This is a genomic window from Peptoniphilus lacydonensis (genome assembly GCF_900106515.1).
Taxonomy (GTDB): Bacteria; Bacillota; Clostridia; order Tissierellales; family Peptoniphilaceae; genus Peptoniphilus_A; species Peptoniphilus_A lacydonensis.
On record NZ_FNWF01000002.1, the window covers coordinates 132,814 to 150,876 of the forward strand.

General features: G+C 28.5%; 17 protein-coding genes. 1 reads left to right on the top strand and 16 read right to left on the bottom strand.

Annotation, left to right across the window (positions count from 1 at the left end):
* Positions 1-7: 7 nt before the first annotated feature.
* The 4 genes from dtd to BQ5450_RS00655 all read right to left on the bottom strand — a co-directional run bounded on the left by dtd (position 8) and on the right by BQ5450_RS00655 (position 8,709).
* Positions 8-457 (bottom strand): D-aminoacyl-tRNA deacylase, encoded by a 450-nt coding sequence (gene dtd, locus BQ5450_RS00640; protein WP_071125636.1) that lies wholly within the window; start codon positions 455-457, stop codon positions 8-10.
* A 4-nt stretch (positions 458-461) separates the two neighbouring features.
* Positions 462-2,609, bottom strand: a complete 2,148-nt coding sequence (locus BQ5450_RS00645) for a RelA/SpoT family protein (RefSeq protein ID WP_010242324.1) — start codon at positions 2,607-2,609, stop codon at positions 462-464.
* Entirely contained in the window at positions 2,593-4,383 is a 1,791-nt protein-coding gene (gene recJ, locus BQ5450_RS00650; RefSeq protein ID WP_010242322.1) for a single-stranded-DNA-specific exonuclease RecJ, read from the bottom strand. Before recJ ends, BQ5450_RS00645 begins: the two co-directional genes overlap by 17 nt.
* Before the next feature lie 186 nt (positions 4,384-4,569).
* Positions 4,570-8,709: a CehA/McbA family metallohydrolase gene (locus BQ5450_RS00655; RefSeq protein WP_071125637.1), complete on the bottom strand. Its 4,140-nt coding sequence runs from the start codon at positions 8,707-8,709 to the stop codon at positions 4,570-4,572.
* 280 nt (positions 8,710-8,989) lie between these two features.
* Here BQ5450_RS00655 and BQ5450_RS00660 point away from each other — a divergent pair, with 280 nt between their 5' ends.
* Positions 8,990-9,220 (top strand): hypothetical protein, encoded by a 231-nt coding sequence (locus BQ5450_RS00660; RefSeq protein WP_071125638.1) that lies wholly within the window; start codon positions 8,990-8,992, stop codon positions 9,218-9,220.
* Between the two features lie 29 nt (positions 9,221-9,249).
* Here BQ5450_RS00660 and BQ5450_RS00665 read toward each other — a convergent pair whose 3' ends face one another.
* The 12 genes from BQ5450_RS00665 to BQ5450_RS00720 all read right to left on the bottom strand — a co-directional run bounded on the left by BQ5450_RS00665 (position 9,250) and on the right by BQ5450_RS00720 (position 18,022).
* Positions 9,250-9,525 (bottom strand): hypothetical protein, encoded by a 276-nt coding sequence (locus BQ5450_RS00665; protein WP_071125639.1) that lies wholly within the window; start codon positions 9,523-9,525, stop codon positions 9,250-9,252.
* Between the two features lie 6 nt (positions 9,526-9,531).
* Complete coding sequence (locus BQ5450_RS00670; RefSeq protein WP_071125640.1) at positions 9,532-9,798, bottom strand: hypothetical protein; 267 nt, start codon at positions 9,796-9,798, stop codon at positions 9,532-9,534.
* A gap of 139 nt (positions 9,799-9,937) precedes the next feature.
* On the bottom strand, positions 9,938-11,290 hold the full coding sequence (gene scfB / locus BQ5450_RS00675) for a thioether cross-link-forming SCIFF peptide maturase (RefSeq protein ID WP_071125641.1): 1,353 nt from the start codon (positions 11,288-11,290) through the stop codon (positions 9,938-9,940).
* 50 nt (positions 11,291-11,340) lie between these two features.
* Positions 11,341-11,487: a six-cysteine ranthipeptide SCIFF gene (scfA, locus tag BQ5450_RS00680; protein WP_010242317.1), complete on the bottom strand. Its 147-nt coding sequence runs from the start codon at positions 11,485-11,487 to the stop codon at positions 11,341-11,343.
* A gap of 8 nt (positions 11,488-11,495) precedes the next feature.
* On the bottom strand, positions 11,496-11,795 hold the full coding sequence (gene yajC, locus BQ5450_RS00685; RefSeq protein ID WP_010242314.1) for a preprotein translocase subunit YajC: 300 nt from the start codon (positions 11,793-11,795) through the stop codon (positions 11,496-11,498).
* A gap of 69 nt (positions 11,796-11,864) precedes the next feature.
* Positions 11,865-12,977, bottom strand: coding sequence for a tRNA guanosine(34) transglycosylase Tgt (gene tgt / locus BQ5450_RS00690; RefSeq protein ID WP_010242312.1), 1,113 nt, complete (start codon positions 12,975-12,977; stop codon positions 11,865-11,867).
* Positions 12,978-12,982: 5 nt separating this feature from the next.
* Entirely contained in the window at positions 12,983-14,002 is a 1,020-nt protein-coding gene (gene queA, locus BQ5450_RS00695; RefSeq protein ID WP_071125642.1) for a tRNA preQ1(34) S-adenosylmethionine ribosyltransferase-isomerase QueA, read from the bottom strand.
* A 12-nt stretch (positions 14,003-14,014) separates the two neighbouring features.
* Entirely contained in the window at positions 14,015-15,136 is a 1,122-nt protein-coding gene (locus tag BQ5450_RS00700) for a SpoIID/LytB domain-containing protein (protein WP_010242308.1), read from the bottom strand.
* A gap of 1 nt (position 15,137) precedes the next feature.
* Positions 15,138-16,139: a Holliday junction branch migration DNA helicase RuvB gene (gene ruvB / locus BQ5450_RS00705; RefSeq protein ID WP_071125643.1), complete on the bottom strand. Its 1,002-nt coding sequence runs from the start codon at positions 16,137-16,139 to the stop codon at positions 15,138-15,140.
* A 4-nt stretch (positions 16,140-16,143) separates the two neighbouring features.
* Positions 16,144-16,728 carry a Holliday junction branch migration protein RuvA gene (gene ruvA / locus BQ5450_RS00710; protein WP_010242304.1) on the bottom strand — a complete coding sequence of 195 codons (585 nt, stop codon included), beginning with the start codon at positions 16,726-16,728 and terminating at the stop codon, positions 16,144-16,146.
* On the bottom strand, positions 16,728-17,222 hold the full coding sequence (gene ruvC / locus BQ5450_RS00715) for a crossover junction endodeoxyribonuclease RuvC (RefSeq protein WP_026038547.1): 495 nt from the start codon (positions 17,220-17,222) through the stop codon (positions 16,728-16,730). Before ruvC ends, ruvA begins: the two co-directional genes overlap by 1 nt.
* A gap of 38 nt (positions 17,223-17,260) precedes the next feature.
* Entirely contained in the window at positions 17,261-18,022 is a 762-nt protein-coding gene (locus tag BQ5450_RS00720; protein WP_071125644.1) for a hypothetical protein, read from the bottom strand.
* Between the last annotated feature and the right edge of the window lie 41 nt (positions 18,023-18,063).

The following is an 18,063-nucleotide window of genomic DNA, read 5'->3' on the forward strand; positions in this document are numbered from 1 at the left end:
AATTCACCTAAAACTTTTTACTTGAATCTAACAAAATAGTCACAGGTCCATCATTTACAAGAGCTACATCCATATCTGCTCCATACTCTCCATGCGAAACTTTTAAATTCATCTTTTCTAATTCTTCAATAAATTTTTCATATAAAACAATCCCATCATCAAATTTTGCAGACCTGACATAGCTTGGTCTATTGCCTTTTCTAACATCACCATAAAGAGTAAATTGACTTACAACTAAAATTTCAAGATTATAATCAATTAAAGATTTATTCATAACTCCATCTTCGTCATCAAAAATTCTAAGTTTAGTAACTTTTTTTAAAATATATTCTAAATCTTTTTCATCATCATCTTCTTCAACTCCGAGAAGAACCATAAGTCCTTTTTCTATTTCTGAAATTATTTTTCCATCCACAGAAACACTTGAACTTTTAACTCTCTGAACTACTGCTCGCATTATATCACGCCTTTATCCTATATACTTCTAAAACATTATTAATTCTTTTTAATTTTTCCATGAGCCTTTCTAACTCTTCACCATCGGTAATTTCAACAGTGATGTCAATAATCGCATCACCATTTTTTGTAGTCTTTGCGTTTAAATAAGAAATACTCAATCTAGAATCATTAACTCTATTTGCAACATCACCTATTACATTTGGTTTATCAAAAGCCCTGATTTCAATTGAAGCACTATAATTTGTAGAATTGCTATTTTCCCACTTAACTTCAACAAGTCTAGATGGATCGATATTATTTTGCATATTTTTACAATCTTTTCTATGGACAGAAATGCCTCTTCCAATTGTAATATATCCTATAATTTCATCTCCCGGAACAGGGGTACAACATTTTGCAATCCTAACATTTACGCCATCTGCACCTTTAACCTCAATGCCTTGATTATTATAGCTCTTTTTCGATTTTACTATGTCTTCTACATCTTTTTGGCCTTTATTATAAAATTTATTATAAGAGTCAACTAATTTTGCAGTAACTTGCATTGTCGTTATAGTTCCAAAACCAACAGCTGCATACATTTCATCGAGGCTTATCATATTTAACTTATTGCGAACATCTTCTAAGAAATCATCTCGTAAAATTTTGTGAACTTGATATCCTTGTTTTTTAACTTCACGCTCAATGGCTTCTTTTCCTCTTTCAATATTTTTTTCTTTGTCTTTAACTTTAAAATATTGAGATATCTTTTTTCTAGCTTGAGGACTTTTTACAATATTTAACCAATCAAGTGATGGACTTGTGTTAGGATTTGTAATCACTTCAACAATGTTTCCGCTCTGCAAAGTATAATTTAATGGAACAATCCTTCCATTAACTTTTGCACCGACACAAGTGTTACCAACTTGAGAGTGAATTCTGTATGCAAAGTCTATTGGCGTTGATCCCTCGGGCAAGTTAATTACATCTCCCTTTGGCGTAAACACAAAAACTTCATCAGCAAAGAAATCTATCTTTAATGTATCCATAAAATCTCCAGGATCATTTAAGTCTTTTTGCCATTCCAAAAGTTGTCTTAGCCAAGTTAAATTTTCATCAAAAGCTGTTTCTTTTGAAACTCCAGCTTTATATTTCCAATGAGCTGCAATACCATATTCTGCAGTTTGATGCATTTCATAAGTTCTAATTTGAACTTCAAAAGTTTCGCCATTGTTGTCAATTACAGTTGTGTGCAAAGATTGATATTTATTTGGTTTAGGCATTGCAATATAATCTTTAAATCTTCCAGGTATTGGTTTGAAAAGTGTGTGAACTACTCCAAGTGCACCATAGCAATCTTTAACAGAATTAGTTAAAATTCTAACAGCTGATAAGTCATAAATTTCATCAAAAACTTTTCCCTTTTTCTTCATCTTTTTATATATTGAATAAAAGTTTTTTGGTCTTCCTTTTATTTCACATTTAATGCCAACTTTATCTAAATTTTCTTTAAGAACTTTAATAATATGATTTATTAAATCTTCTCTTTCATTTCTTCTCTTGTTGACCATTTCCACTAGTTCGTAATATCCATCTTCGTCTAGATATCTTAGAGATAAATCTTCAAGTTCCCACTTGATTCTACTCATACCAAGTCTATCTGCAATTGGAGCATATATTTCAACTGTTTCCGTTGCTTTCTCAACTTTCTTAGCATCAGTCATATATTCCAAAGTTCTCATATTATGAAGCCTATCAGCAAGCTTTACAATAATAACTCTAATGTCCTTTGCCATAGCAAGAACCATTTTTCTAATATTTTCCGCTTGCTTTTCTTCTTTGTTCTTATAATTTAATTTTTTTAATTTAGTGACACCATCAACTAAATCAGCTATCTCTTCTCCAAATTCATTTTTAACATCTTCTAAAGTAACATCAGTATCTTCCACAACGTCATGAAGAAGACCTGCAACAATAGTTGCAGTATCCATATTCATATCTGCAAGAATCAAACTAACATTTAAAGGATGTATTATATAATCTTCTCCAGAATTTCTTTTTTGTCCTTTATGATGTTCTTCCGCCATTTTATATGCACGCATAATAAGATCTATATCTGCATTTTCATTATAAGATTTGACTTTATTTATTAATTCATCTATTAACAACATTTTCTTCACCTGTAACTCGATAGTTTTTAATCTTCAACTGAATATTTGTATTTCCATTAAAACTATTTAATTCTAAATTGAAGACTATATCTATTGAGATATTTGAAGGCCTACCATTTATTAAGGCCAAAATTTCTTCCCTTCCATAAAACTTCGCTAAATTATTTAAAAATACATTTGAATCTTCGAATAAAATTGCTGTATAACTTATATTATCTTCAGACAAAGTCATCTTTAAAAAATTTTTATTCTTTCCAAGTATATTTAAAGTCTTTACTTTTAAATTTTTAGTCCCAAATTTTGGAGCTAAATTTCCATTGCCAAAAGGTGCCAATCTTTCTATATTCTTAACTAAATTCATAGAAATATATTTCAGTTTCAAATTACCATCTATATATACTTTTCTAATTAAATCACTTTTAGTTAAATTTTCTTTTTTATCCACATCATCTATAAAAGAGTCTAAATTATTGGGGACAATGGACAAACCACAAGCCATCTTATGTCCACCAAAAGAATTTAAAAAATCTTTAGATTTAGAAAATTCTAAAAACATATTGTATTCATCAATACTTCTTCCTGACCCTTTAATTAAATCTTTAGAATCACTTAAAACAACAGTTGGTCTATAATATTTCTCTTTTATCTTACCAGCAACAATTCCAAGTATTGATTCGTTCAAACCTTCATTATAAATAATTAAAACATTATGCCTATCTAAAAGATTTTCTTTTTCAATTTTTTTATCTATTATTTCAAAAGCCTTATTAGTAAGTTCTTGTCTTTCATAATTAAGCTCTCTTAGACCTTTTGCCATTTCAAATGCCAAATTGTAATCTTTCTCTAAGAATAACTTTATAGAGTTTTTTGCAGAATCAAGCCTTCCACTTGAATTAATAGTAGGCCCAATTATAAATCCTAAATGATATACATCTAATTTATCTTTGTCAATATCGCACGCATTTATCAGTGCATTTAACCCTACGTGTTTAGTACTTTTAAGATATTTCAATCCCTCAGACACTATAATTCTATTTTCATCTATTAAAGGCATTACATCGCATACAGTGGCAAGTGCTGCAAATGGCAAAAATTCTTCATAAAGTTCTTCTTTATCAATTCCCTTAATCAAAAAAATGTATTCTATTAATTTAAATGCTACAACTGCACCGCAAATTTCTTTAAAGGGATAATTGCATTCTTTCTGCTTTGGATCTATAACTGAACTGGCATCCGGAAGAATCTCCACTTCTTCTTTTTGAATCATTTTTTTTGGGACTTCATGGTGATCAGTTACAATAATATCTATTCCCTTAGATTTAGCATAATTCACACAATCTCTTGCAGCTATCCCATTATCACATGTAATGATAATTTTTACATTATCATCAAAAGCTTTGTCAATAAGATTATTATTTATTCCATAACCATCTTCTACTCTATGAGGAATATCATAACTTACATCTGCCCCAACTCTTTTTAGCCCCGTATAAAGTATATAAGTAGAAGTTACACCATCAACATCATAGTCACCAATTATTCTAACTTTTTTTCCCTTAGATATGCAATTTAAAATAATATTAGATCCTTTTACCATATCTCTTAAAAGGATAGGTGAATTTAAATTTGAAAGATTAGGCTCTAAAAAATTTTTTATACTTTCTTCTGTATTAATTTCTCTATTTAGTAAAATTTTATAAATTACATTATTTATTCCAAGTTTTTTATAATCAATTCCTGGATCACTTTTATTTTTTATAAACCATCTTTCCATTTAATCACCACTTTATATAATAAACAATTATAACAAATATTATGATTTAGGTAAAATTATTATTAATTTAATATAATTTATGTTTGATTAAACTAACAATATTTTTAGTAATTAATAAAAAAATCTCAAATTGACATTTTAGTTAATTTGAATGCCTCTTTGAGATTTTTCTTTTATTCAACTTTTTTATTTAATTTTATGGAAATCTGAAATTATTTTTGCAAGCTCTGCCCTCGTAATACTTTTTTTAGGTTTTAGCGTTAAGTCTTCGTAGCCTGTAACTAAGTTATTTTTTACAGCCATACTAAAGGCATCTTTTGCATAATCGGATATTTCTTCTGAATCTTTAAACTTTTTCAAATCTTCATTTTGTTCTAGATTCGTATTTTTATATAAACTATATCTATAAATTAAAGTTACCAATTCTTCTCTCTTTAAATTTTCATCTGGCCCAAATTTATTTTCTGTGATGCCCTTTACAATATTATTTTCATAGGCCCATTTCAAAGCATTAATATAATAAGCATTCTCATCGATATCATCAAAAGGTAGATCTATATTCTTTGAATTTTCTCCAGATAATCTGTACAATACCTCGACTATCATAACTCTTTTTACATTATCTTCAGGACCAAATTCGTTTTTTGAAGTCCCTACCATCAATTCATTTTTATAAACATAATCTACATAATTTGAAAACCAATCTGATTTTTTTACATCCCTAAAATTAGGATTTGATTTTTTAACTTCATTTTTACTTTCTTGTAAAATCGATTTTTCTTCTGATTTTGTATTAGTATTTACATAGTAAACCTTACTCTTAGATCTGTGTTTTTTGATGCTATGAGTGCTTGATGAACTATTACTGTTAGAACTTTTTTCAATCTTATCATCTGTATTATTTTCTTCACTTGATTTTTCATAAGGCTTTTCGTTTGGTTTTTCTTTAGGATTTTCATTTGGTCTTCCTTCAGGATTTTTATCTTGATTTTCATTAGAATCTTTCTTATTTAAATATTCAATATCATCTCTATTTCTAATTCTTATTCTATTCCCTTCTGGATCTATAGAAGATAAACCAGTAGTTTCTATTTCCTCTCCAATTTTATAATTAGGCATAGACTTATCTTCTGATTTGAATCTTCCTATATAACCATCGATAAATACTCTAATATCGCCACTTCCATCATTTATAATTATTGATTTTATTAAATCATTTTCTGTATCTATTTTCTTAATAATTCCATTAACTTTTACAAGAAAACCTAAATTTTTAGGAACATCACCAGTATTTATTTTTTTAGGATTTATCTTTTCTATATTTTCATCAATAACTTCAATACTTGAAATATCAATTTGATGTTCTCCTTGATAAGATGAAGTATATCCTTTTATTCTAACTTTTTGACCTTCCTCATACTTTCCAGAAATTGGGAATATATTAATACCTCCTGACTCATCTTCTACATAAGCTGAGTCAAAAAAGGCTGTGTTTTTATCAAACCCACTAGCATTTGATGTCAATCTTCCTTCAATCATAACTTGTTTATTTTCATCTAATTTGAAAACTTCTTCAATTTTATTAGTCTTCATATCCTTAGGATATACATTTACTTTTATAGATTTAGTATAAGGTTCATCTTCTCCCTCTAAGAATACCTTCATTTCTAATTCGTATATCCCCTCTTCTCTAAATATAATCTCTTCGTCAATATTATTTTTACCAGCATTTAATGTTTTATTCATACTAACTTCTTTAATTACATTTCCACTTGATTTATTTATATATTGAATTTTAGAAATTTTCTTTCCTTCTTCACTATTAAATACAGTATTAATATGTGTAGCTTTGCCAACTTCTTCAATCTCTGTATCTTTATTTATTGAGTCAATTCCAGTATTTTTAATCTCTCCTGTCCACACTGGAGATGTCACTGCAATATCCCCATCTTTTTCAGTTAACTTAAGATAATAATAAGTTCCGCTATTATTAACTGTTACTTCATCATTAATTGAATTTGAATTATTCTCTTTGGAGTAAACTACATTTCCTCCGTTTGAAACAATCTCAATTTTTGAAATTATATCATCTTCATCTGGATCATGTGCTTCTATCCTAACTTTTAAATTATTAGTTGGTTCAATCTTTGACCCCATAATATTTTCGTTCACATAATAATCTATTCTAAGATTATTATCTTCAGTGGAATACCATCTATTATTTTTCACTGCATCAAGTATTTCATCATAAGTTAAACTTCTAGCTATGGCAACATTTCTTGCAGTATTTGCGTTCCCCCATTTACCTTTGTGATTATCCTGATTGTTCGAAGGAGATAGTTTCCATCCTTTATCAAGTGCTTTAGTATATTCATTTATGGATCTAAAATATCCATTGGATCCAATTTGACCTTCCCCATTTCCAACTTCGACAAGTTTAATATTTTCGTTGTATTTTTCATCAAAATGTCCAAAGTCATCAAAAGTTCCAAAAATACTTCCTGGATGATTAAATTGTGAGAAAGTATTTTCATCTAAACTTGCCAATAAATCATAATATTTCAAAAGTCCCTTAGAATTTTGTTTGTCATTATATTCTGGATCATTTCTTGATATAAATCCTGTCGTATTATAAGTATTGATATGTCCATAATTTGCACCAGTTTTTGTCCAAGTCATCTCATAACCATAAATTGGCAAGAAATCATCTGTTTTATAACTTTGTATAATATTTTTATAATTTTTCCATTTTGATTTTATTCCTGAATTTTCATCATCAATTCTTCCTAAATTATCTTCTGTATCAAAATAATTTGAATGATCTGTAATTGCAAAGAAATCAATTTGTTCTGCATTTTTAGCATATTCTACTGCTTCTTCTGGAGTGCCAGCTCCATCTGAATAATTTGTATGAGAGTGAAGTTGTCCATAATAATGTTTGAATTCTGAACTTCCTACATAAAAAGACCATTTAAATTCTTCTGAAAGTACCCCATCTGACCTTTTAATAGTGATTATTGGAGAAATCTTACCATCTTTTAAATTTTTTTTAGGAGTGAACGTAGCAGTTGATCCATCTACTTCCATATTTTCCTTTTCGCCATTAATTTCTATTGTTACTTCTGGATTTTCTCCTTGATTAAATAGATTAGCCTTAATGACAGGTCTTTTATTTTCTTTAGTTTCAAATCCTGATTTTGGCTCAACACTTTCTACGAAAGGTTTATCATCTACTTTTATTTCTATTGGAAAATCTAATTTTTTACTTTCACCATACACAAAAGGATTTTCATAATAGCCATCTGATACATTGTCTGATCCATCAATTGCTTTAATATTTAACTTTAAAGTTCCCTTGGAATTTATAAAACTTGCAGGGATTTTACCTTCCCATCTTCCCTTTTCTAGTTTTTCAGTTAATTGAACTTGTCCCTTTGTTCCATTTAATTCATAGTTACATAATACATTTTTTATGGTAGTATTTTCCTCAATATTTACTGCAAAATTGTAGTCTTTATTTAAAATTGCATCTTGAAATTGATTAACTACAACAAATGGAGCTAATGTATCATTTTTCAAAATATAACTTTTTTTAGAATTAATTGAAATTTGATAATTTTCATAATGTTTGTTCCCAATCGCTATTATATCAACTTTATCACCAGCATTTGATCCAATAGGATATTCAGGGGCTCTATATGAAGAAATTTTATTTCCATCCTCAGATTCAAAAGAAATTGCACCTTTTCCTCCATCGTATTCTGGTAATATTAAATCATTAATTCTAATAAGTTCATTGACATATTTATTCCCATTAATATTGAATTCTTTAGCTGTTATTATTTGTGGATCTGGTGCATCAGTTTCTCCCACTATTTTCATATTTTCTATATTACTCATTTCAGGTAGTCCATAGAAATTTGTTACTTTTCCTTCTGCAACAACAATATCTCCAGGTTTAGTTTCAATTGGAGGGCCAAATATTTGATATCCAACTACTTCCCCATTTACAATATCTTGGATAATTAAATTATTGCCTCCTCCATACCAACCTGCTACCACTCCAATAACAGTAGTATTTTCTCCTTCATTCATGTTTAAAACTTCTGGTATTAATTTTGCATTATTTTCTTTTATTAAATTATCATCTATAATATCAGAATTATAAATCTTTTCTTCTTGGTGACCATTTTTTAAAATTTTTATATCATCACTATTTATTATAATTAATTGTTCTTTTTTAAACATTGAAGCTGTTGCTTTGATATCAATTGTATCATTTGGTGCTAATTCATTAGGTCTATTTAAACTATTTTTATCAAACACAACAATGCTTTTTCCATCTTGTGAAATCGGTATATTCCAATCACTTGCTTTATAATCTAAAACTTTAGCACTCTTTATTAGAATTTTTCTAGATTCATATTTATCAAAATTATTTAAAAGTTCCTCAATAGTAACTTCTGCTGGCTCTATAATATTATTACTTGATAATACTTTTACTTTGGGGTTTTGTATTTGTTTAAGTCCATTAAATTCACCACGAACTCCAGAAACTTCTACTTCATCATAAAGTTTAGCTCCATTTAAACTTTCTTGAGGATAAATGGCAATTCCTCTATCTGAATCTTCTATAAAAACAGAATTACTATCAATTGCAGTAATTATGCCCTTAGTCGTAACTTCTTCATTAACATCTTTTTCTCTAACTTCTTCTATAGTTAATAAATTTGTGTCTTTTTCTAAATCAGTTTTTGAGTCATTTGGACTTACTCGCTCTTCTAAATTTTTAGGAATTGTTGTCTCTTTAGAAATGTCAGCTTTATCACTATCATAATTAGTCCATCTAATATTATCAATTGTAACTTATGCACTAGATGTATTAGGGTTTATTCTTTTAATCTCAACTGTAACAGGTCCTTTTTTATTTACATCTGCAAAAAGATTTACTACATCGCTATTTTCCTCACCAGAATTAGGAACTTCAATTTGTGAAGAAAGTTCTCCATCAATATATAAACCATAATTCCTTTTAGTTTTTCCTTTGTATGCTTTTCTAAGATCAACTTTTATTCTTCCAATTCCCTTTGGAAAAGTAGCCTTAATAAAAGAATTGTCTTCTTCTTTACTTCTTAAAATCACACCTCTTTAATCAATTTGATAAGTATCTTGATCTCTTGATCCATTTGTTTCCCAATGAATATCATTCACACCAGTAAAATTATAACTAGTATATTTAATTCCACTTCCAGGAAAATTATCAAAAGTTTCAATATTATCCCATTTTTCACTTTCCTCTTGTGACATTAATGTCAAAAAAGGTTCTTCCATTGCAAATGTAGGTGTCAATACGCTTGTAATTAATAAAAAAATCCCTAGCAAAAATGCAATACTCTTGTTAATCTTTTCTTTCATTATTAATCCTCCATTATTATTTTTATTCATATCTTCATTCATTATAAATTACAATTATAGAAATTTTGTAAACAAAACGACTATAATTGGTAAACTTTAAATAAAAAAAGAACCCCTACGGGTTCAAAGTAATGATAAATTATTCTTCATTTGCTAATACTGATATTGCACATTCAATTCTCTTTTTTTCCATTTCACAACCAACTTTATAAGGCTTATTCAAATCATTATTGCTATAATATGCATTTGCATGACATCCACCTGAGCAATAATATCTTGCCCAACAGCTTGGACAACTTTCATTTGTATACACATTTGAATTTTTAAAAGTATTTCTGAGCTCTGTATTTAAAATTCCATCATCTACATTTCCAAGCAAAAATTCTTCTTCGCCTACAAATTGATGGCAAGGATAAATCTCTCCTTGAGGAGTTATTGCCACATATTCTGATCCAGCTCCACATCCAACAGTTCTCTTTACAATACAAGGACCTTGTGATAAATCAATTATAAAGTGGAAGAAAGAAAAATCTTTATCTTTTTTTCTAATCTCGATATAATCTTTACTCATTTTTTCATACTCATCTAAAATTCTATCGAGGTGTTCTTCTCTTATTGCATAACTTTCTTTTTCATCAGTGACAACAGGTTCAATGGAAGTCTTTTTAAATCCATTTTCATAAAAATCTCTTAAATCTTTAGAAAAATCTAAATTTTCATTAGTAAATGTTCCTCTGATAAAGTAATCTTTATCTCCTCTTTTTTCAATTAATTCCTTAAATTTTGGGACAATTACATTGTAAGAACCTTTTTTATTTATAGTTGGACGCATTTCATCATTAACTTCTTTTCTTCCGTCAATAGAAAGAACCACATTGTCCATATTCTCATTAATAAAATTTTCTATTTCTTCATCTAAAAGCATTCCATTAGTTGTAATTGTAAATCTAAAATGTTTGTTGTATTTTTTTTCTTCTTCTCTACCATACTCAACAAGTTTTTTAACTAAATCAAAATTCATAAGTGGCTCTCCACCAAAAAAATCCACTTCTAAGTTTTTTCTATTCCCAGAATTTTTAAGAAGGAAATCTAATGCTTTCTTTCCTGTTTCAAAAGACATCAAACTTCTATCTCCTTTAAAATCACCTTGAGAAGCAAAACAATACTTACACCTTAAATTACAATCATGAGCAACGTGAAGGCAAAGTGCCTTGACAACATTTTGGGGATTATACTTTGGAAGTTTAAAATGCTCATCTTCTGAAAACAAAAGACCTTCCTTAGTTAAGTAATCTATTTCTTCATAAGCTTCTACTACATCTTCTTTATTATATAGTTTTGAAAATTTATTTATGATTTCATCTTTACGTAAATTTTTATAATCATCTATCATATCATATACAATCTTTTCTACTACATGAACTGAACCACTTGCAATATCAAGAACTATATATTTATCATTTAAATAAAATTTGTGAATTCTTTCTACCATCTCTTCACCCTCTGCACTTTTTAAATAAAATAAAGCAAGGTTTCCCTTGCTTAGTTTTCAGAATTTTCGCACTTTTGATTTCCAACTGTGCAACTAGTTTTACAAGCTGATTGACAAGATGTTTGACATTCTCCACATCCGCCTTTTTCATAAGTTTTCTTTAAATTTTTATTAGTAAGTGTTTTTATATGTTTCATAAATTCTCCTATTCTTCTTCACTATCTTTAAGTTCTTTATTATTTTTGTAAGTACCGTTAATTCCCCACTTCATTATTTCAATTTTAGTATTGTCAGTTGAAGTTTCAATAACTAAGTAATCTTCTTTTACAAGAACAATCTTTCCAATTATTCCACCTATTGTTATTACTTTATCTCCCACTTTTAAATTTTCACGCATAGCGCTAACTTCATTTGCTTTTTTCTTTTGTGGTCTAATTAAGAAAAAGTAAAATATAACAAACATAATAATTAGAGGAATAAGATTTACCATTGCATTTTGATTCATTGATAACCTCCTTTTTATATCATCATTTATAATTATATTATACATATAATTTAAAAACTTCACAAGAAATTATTTGTATCCATATTTTTTGTAAAAATCATTTTTATACTCTAAAAAATAATCTCCCTTTATAGACTCTCTAATATTTTTCATCATATCTAATAAAAAATATAAATTGTGAATTGTCGCAAGCCTCATGCCAAGAATTTCATCTACATTAAATAGATGTCTAATATATGCTTTAGAAAAATTTTTACAAGTGTAGCAATCACATTCTTCATCTAGTGGAGAAAAATCATCTTTATAAATTGCATTTTTAATTGCCATTTTACCCTTATGAGTTAGCACTGTTCCATTTCTTGCAATCCTTGTTGGAAGTACACAATCTGCCATATCAACACCACGTTCAACAGCTTCAAATAAATAATCTGGACTTCCTACTCCCATTAAATATCTAGGCTTGTTTTCTGGCATAAAATTAGTTGTATGATCTAAAATTTCATTCATTAAGTCAATGGGCTCTCCAACTGAAAGTCCTCCGACAGAATATCCCCTAAAATCCATATCAGCCATCTCTCTTGCAGAAATTTCTCTTAAATCTTTATACATTCCACCTTGAATAATTCCAAAAAGAGTTTGATTATCTATGTTTTTATGATGTTCTTTACACCTTTCTGCCCACCTCAGCGTTCTTTTCATAGAATTTTCAATATATTCATAACTAGAAGGATATGGTGCACATTCATCAAATGCCATTATAATGTCTGATCCTAAAATATTTTGTATATCAATTGACTTTTCTGGAGAAATAAACATTTTACTTCCATCAATATGGCTTCTAAAATATACTCCTTCTTCTGTTATTTTTCTATTGTCCGAAAGAGAAAAAACTTGAAATCCTCCTGAATCAGTTAAAATTGGTTTATCCCAATTCATAAATTTATGAAGCCCTCCAGCTTTTTCGATAATTTCAGTACCTGGCCTTAAATATAGATGATAAGTATTTGATAAAATTATTTGTGACCCTATTTTTCTAAGTTCATCAGGTGTCATTGTTTTTACTGTTGCTCTCGTTCCAACAGGCATAAAAATTGGAGTTTCAATTTCTCCATGATTTGTTGTTATCTTACCAAGTCTTGCTTTCGAATTTTTATCTGTCTTTAATAGTTCAAACTTAAACATATAACCTACCTTATAAACATTGCATCTCCAAAACTAAAGAATCTATATCTTTCTTTTACAGCTTTTTTGTATGCATTTAAAATAATTTCTCTAGATGAAAGTGAAGATACTAACATTAAAAGTGTTGATTCTGGCAAATGAAAATTCGTAATAAGTGCATCTACACATTTAAATTTATATGGCGGGTAGATGAAAATATTTGTAAAACCACTTTTTTCGCGAACTTTTCCACTTTCATCTGCAATTGATTCCACTGTCCTTACACTAGTAGTCCCAACTGCTATAACTCTATTTCCTCTTTCTTTTGCAGAATTAATTTTATCTGCAACTTCTTCAGTCATTATATAAAATTCAGAATGCATCTCATGTTCATCAATATTTTCAACTTTTACAGGTCTAAAAGTTCCTAGACCAACATGAAGAGTTATATAACAAATTTCCACACCTTTATTTTTAACTTTATCAAGAAGTTCCTTTGTAAAATGAAGCCCTGCAGTTGGAGCTGCAGCCGATCCTTCTTCCCTTGCATAAACAGTTTGATATCTATTTTTATCTTCTAATTTTTCTGTAATATAAGGTGGAAGTGGCATTTCACCAAGCTCATCTAAAATTTCTTCAAATATTCCATCATATTCAAACTTCAAAAATCTTGAACCATCATCAGATATATCAACTACTTCAGCAGATAATTTGTCGCTAAAAATAATTTCCGTTCCAATTTTTGCTTTTTTGCCAGGTTTAGATAGACATTCCCATACGTCATTTTTTCTATTTAAAAGAAGAAATTCAATTTTTTCTTCTTTATCTTTTCTATGACCATAAATTCTTGCAGGCATTACCTTTGTGTCATTTAAAACTAAAACATCGCCTTCATTTAAATAATCTATTATGTCATAAAAATGTTTGTGCTCCATTTCTCCAGTTTTTTTATTTAAAACAAGGAGCCTAGAGTGATCCCTTCTTTCAGTAGGATGTTGTGCTATTAATTTCCTTGGTAAATCATAATAAAAATCTTTTGTCTTCATTTTGTCCTTCTATCAATTTAATTTTTCAATATTTGTTCCTGGAAAATAAAAATCAATGATTTTTTTGTAATCTTGTCCTTTTTTTGCCATTTCAACTGCACCATATTGACTCATTCCAACACCATGTCCATATCCATTGCCAGAAACAAGCACTTTATTTCCATCAACCTTTATATCAAAAAGTGTGGATTTTATAATAGTATTCCCAATTTTTTTTCTAAAATCATTTGCTTTTAATTTCACATCACCTTGAGAAGTATTAAAGATAATATTGTCTACTCTTTTTGAATCTTTAAAACTCTCCACATTAACGCTATTTATACCAGATATTCCAAGTTTTTCAAAATCCTTATCCTTTAATTCATATTTCCATGGATGAGTTGAATATGGATCTTCATGTGTTATTAAATAAGGAACAGAATTTCCGCCCCAAGCTTCATCCGATGCCACAGTAAAACCTCCAGAAGATGCACAAAAAATAGTTTCAGCAACCTTTCCATTATATTTTATAACTTCATTTAAAGTAGAATCCACTGCTTTATTTGTTTTTTCATCTTCTACATCTTTTCCAAAGTAAACTTGTGAACTTGTTGTATCGTCTAAATTGTATCCTTTTTTAATAAATTTATTGTAATTATTTATTGCAAAAGATCTTGAGCAAAGGGCTTGTGCTTTTAAAGATTCCATTGGAAACTCTGGGCTCATTTCTTTTGGCAAAACTCCCTTTAAGTAATCATCCATATTCACATTATTTATAATGTCTAATTTCCCATTATTTATTCTAAAGCTAATAGACCCCCTATAACTTCTTTTTATCTTATCAATATAAATTGGTGATTCTGAATTTATCAAGAAAGCTCCATCTTGAGGAAATTTTTTTATTTCAAAATTTTTTCCTTCTACATTAATATCCTTGCCATCAAATAAAATAGTTATTTCTTTATTCTTTGTATCATTTACTATTTGGTCATCAGAAGTTATAATTTTTAAATCAATTAAAGACTTTAACTTCACTTCTTCCTTTGCTTTAACAGAATTTCCTATCTTTATATCTAGTTTGTCATAATTTTCTTTTGCGAAAATATTTAATGGCAATAGTATTAAAAAAATAGTCAAAAATAAAAATTTTTTCATATCAATCTCCTTTATACTCTATACCGAAATGGTCATAAGCTCTTCTAGTGGCTATTCTCCCTCTTGGGGTTCTCGTTATAAAACCTATTTGCATTAAATAAGGCTCATATACATCTTCAACAGTAACCTTATCTTCTCCTATTGCCGCAGAAATAGTATCTATTCCTACTGGTCTTCCATCAAACTTTTCAATCATAGTCAAAATTATCCTTCTGTCTATATTATCAAGACCAAATTTATCAATCTCAAGAAGATTAAGACCTTTAATTGCTACTTTTGTAGTTATAACTCCATTTTCTTTTACTTCTGCATAATCTCTTACTCTTTTTAAAAGTCTATTTGCAATTCTTGGAGTTCCTCGAGATCTTTTTGCTATTTCTCTTGCTCCCTTACTTTCAATAGGTATATTTAAAATATTAGCAGACCTCATAATTATTTCCACTAAAGATTTCTCATCATAAAGATCTAATTTTAACATTACACCAAATCTATCTCGAAGAGGAGAAGTTAGCATTCCAGCTCTAGTAGTTGCACCAATTAATGTAAAAGGTGCGAGATCTAGTCTTATTGATCTTGCAGAGGGGCCTTTACCTATTATTATATCTAGTGCATGGTCTTCCATAGCTGGATATAATATTTCTTCTACAGACTTGTTGAGTCTATGAATTTCATCTATAAATAGAACATCGTCATTATTAAGATTTGTGAGAATACTAGCCAAATCTCCTTGTTTTTCTATTGCAGGTCCTGAAGTAACTTTAAGATTAACTCCCATTTCATTTGCAATAATTCCAGCAAGAGTAGTTTTACCAAGTCCTGGTGGACCACTTAATAATGTATGATCAAGTGGTTCCATTCTATTTTTTGCAGCTTCAATAAAAATTTTTAAATTGTCAACTACTTTTTCTTGACCAATATATTCATCTAGCCATTTTGGCCTTAAACTAATTTCTTTGGTATCGCCATCAATAAAGTCAGGCTCAACTAGTCTATTTTTATCCATAATATCAACCCATCAATTTTAATGCTTCTTTAATTCTTTCAGATATATCAAGAGAAGCATCTACTTTTTCTAATGATTTTTTTGCATCATATACATTATAACCCAATGAAATAAGTGCCTCAACAGCTGGATCCTCATTTTTTTCAAAAATTAAAGACTCATCTTTTTCACATTTGAAACTCAAATCTAACTTTTCAACTTTATCCTTTAATTCCACAATAATTCTTTGTGCAGTTTTTTTTCCCACTCCTGGCAACTTAGTCAAAGACTTTTCATCTTTTGATAAAATATATTTTGCAATATTATCTACATAGTCCCCGTCTAAAATTCCCATAGCAAGTTTTGGTCCAATTCCCGAAACAGTTGTTAGAAGATCAAAAAATTTTCTAGTTTCACTATCTTTAAAACCATATAAAGTAGCTCCATCTTCTCTAAGAATAAACCTTATATTAATAAAAACTTCTTCATTGTCATAAAAAGTATGAAGTTCTCGAGATATCATATTTACAATATATCCAATTTTATTTGATTCTAAGACTAAATATCCATCCTCAATAGAATGAACACTGCCTCTTAAAAATTCAATCATTATACCATCCTAAAACTTTCTTTAAATTTTATAGAACTTCCATGTGTTATTGCTACAGCTAGAGCATCTGCAACATCATCTGGTTTAGGAACTTTATTTAAGTTTAAAATAATTTTAACCATATCTTGAATTTGCGATTTTGTTGCTCTTCCATATCCTACTAAGGCTTGCTTCACTTGAAGAGGAGTATATTCATATAAATTTGCTCCGCTTTTTTTTGCTGCTAAAACTTCTACACCTCGAGCTTGTGCGACTGTTATGGCAGTTTTAACATTTTTATTAAAAAATAATTCTTCAAAGGCAATATCTTCTGGTTTATATTGATTTATCAAATCATTCATTTCTTGATAAATCAAATCCAATCTATCTGGTAAAGGTATCTTTGCCTTAGTAGTTATAGCACCATAATCTAGAACCTTATAAGAATTCCCAAAAAGTTCTACAAAGCCATATCCAACAATTGCAATTCCTGGATCAACTCCCATTATTATCAAATTACCACCACTTTAAAAAGGATAGCACAAAACTATCCTCATTTATATCTCTTTATAACTCTATCATTTATTCCATCCCAGAAACCATTTCTAAAAATTCTAAATCCATCTATGTAAAGAAATTTAAAAATTTTATTATTTAGGATTTCTATCTCACTATCAGTTAAATAGGAATCTAGCTCTTCAATTTGTACGTCATTGTCTTCGCTTTTAAAAACAAGTTGTAAATCAAGATGATCATTAATTTTATTAATTTTATCATCAATTAATTTTTTCTTTACATCTGTAACTGTATTTCTTATAAAAACCCTAATTTGCCTGTCTTTTCTAATTTCTTTAAAGATTAATTTCTTAAAAGATAAAACTTCTTCATTTTTAAATTCATATTGGAAAAGCTTTTTCCTATTATAAAGTTCATCAATAGTTAAATATTTCAAAGCTATCATTTCAAGAGTATTAATATGCTTTTTAGAGTTGAAACCCAACCTATATCCCTCTAAATACAAATAAAGTTCTAATCTATTGACATCATCATGTATTAAACTAGATAAATTTCTAGCAATAAGCTCAATTCCATCTTTTTGTCTGTAAATTTTTATTATATCTTTTCTCAAATTTTCAAGGGTAACATATCTTGGATAAATATTTTCAATAGACTCGTAAATGTTGTAAATATTTAAAAGAATATTTATACTATCCAAATCCCCTTTATATAAGAAATTCGCAATTAGGTATTTTTTTATATCTTTAAAGGCAACAGTTTTTAAAGGTTTTTGATTTAATTTTCGTGCCAATTCCATAAAAAAATCCTCCGATAGTTCGTATAAAAATATTATACTAT

Coding starts and splice junctions, on each gene's coding strand:
- dtd (WP_071125636.1), bottom strand. CDS start 457: ATGCGAGCAGTAGTTCAGAGAGTTAAAAGTTCAAGTGTTTCTGTGGAT.
- BQ5450_RS00645 (WP_010242324.1), bottom strand. CDS start 2,609: ATGTTGTTAATAGATGAATTAATAAATAAAGTCAAATCTTATAATGAA.
- recJ (WP_010242322.1), bottom strand. CDS start 4,383: ATGGAAAGATGGTTTATAAAAAATAAAAGTGATCCAGGAATTGATTAT.
- BQ5450_RS00660 (WP_071125638.1), top strand. CDS start 8,990: ATGGCAATTCCTCTATCTGAATCTTCTATAAAAACAGAATTACTATCA.
- BQ5450_RS00670 (WP_071125640.1), bottom strand. CDS start 9,798: ATGAAAGAAAAGATTAACAAGAGTATTGCATTTTTGCTAGGGATTTTT.
- scfB (WP_071125641.1), bottom strand. CDS start 11,290: ATGGTAGAAAGAATTCACAAATTTTATTTAAATGATAAATATATAGTT.
- scfA (WP_010242317.1), bottom strand. CDS start 11,487: ATGAAACATATAAAAACACTTACTAATAAAAATTTAAAGAAAACTTAT.
- yajC (WP_010242314.1), bottom strand. CDS start 11,795: ATGAATCAAAATGCAATGGTAAATCTTATTCCTCTAATTATTATGTTT.
- tgt (WP_010242312.1), bottom strand. CDS start 12,977: ATGTTTAAGTTTGAACTATTAAAGACAGATAAAAATTCGAAAGCAAGA.
- queA (WP_071125642.1), bottom strand. CDS start 14,002: ATGAAGACAAAAGATTTTTATTATGATTTACCAAGGAAATTAATAGCA.
- BQ5450_RS00700 (WP_010242308.1), bottom strand. CDS start 15,136: ATGAAAAAATTTTTATTTTTGACTATTTTTTTAATACTATTGCCATTA.
- ruvB (WP_071125643.1), bottom strand. CDS start 16,139: ATGGATAAAAATAGACTAGTTGAGCCTGACTTTATTGATGGCGATACC.
- ruvA (WP_010242304.1), bottom strand. CDS start 16,728: ATGATTGAATTTTTAAGAGGCAGTGTTCATTCTATTGAGGATGGATAT.
- BQ5450_RS00720 (WP_071125644.1), bottom strand. CDS start 18,022: ATGGAATTGGCACGAAAATTAAATCAAAAACCTTTAAAAACTGTTGCC.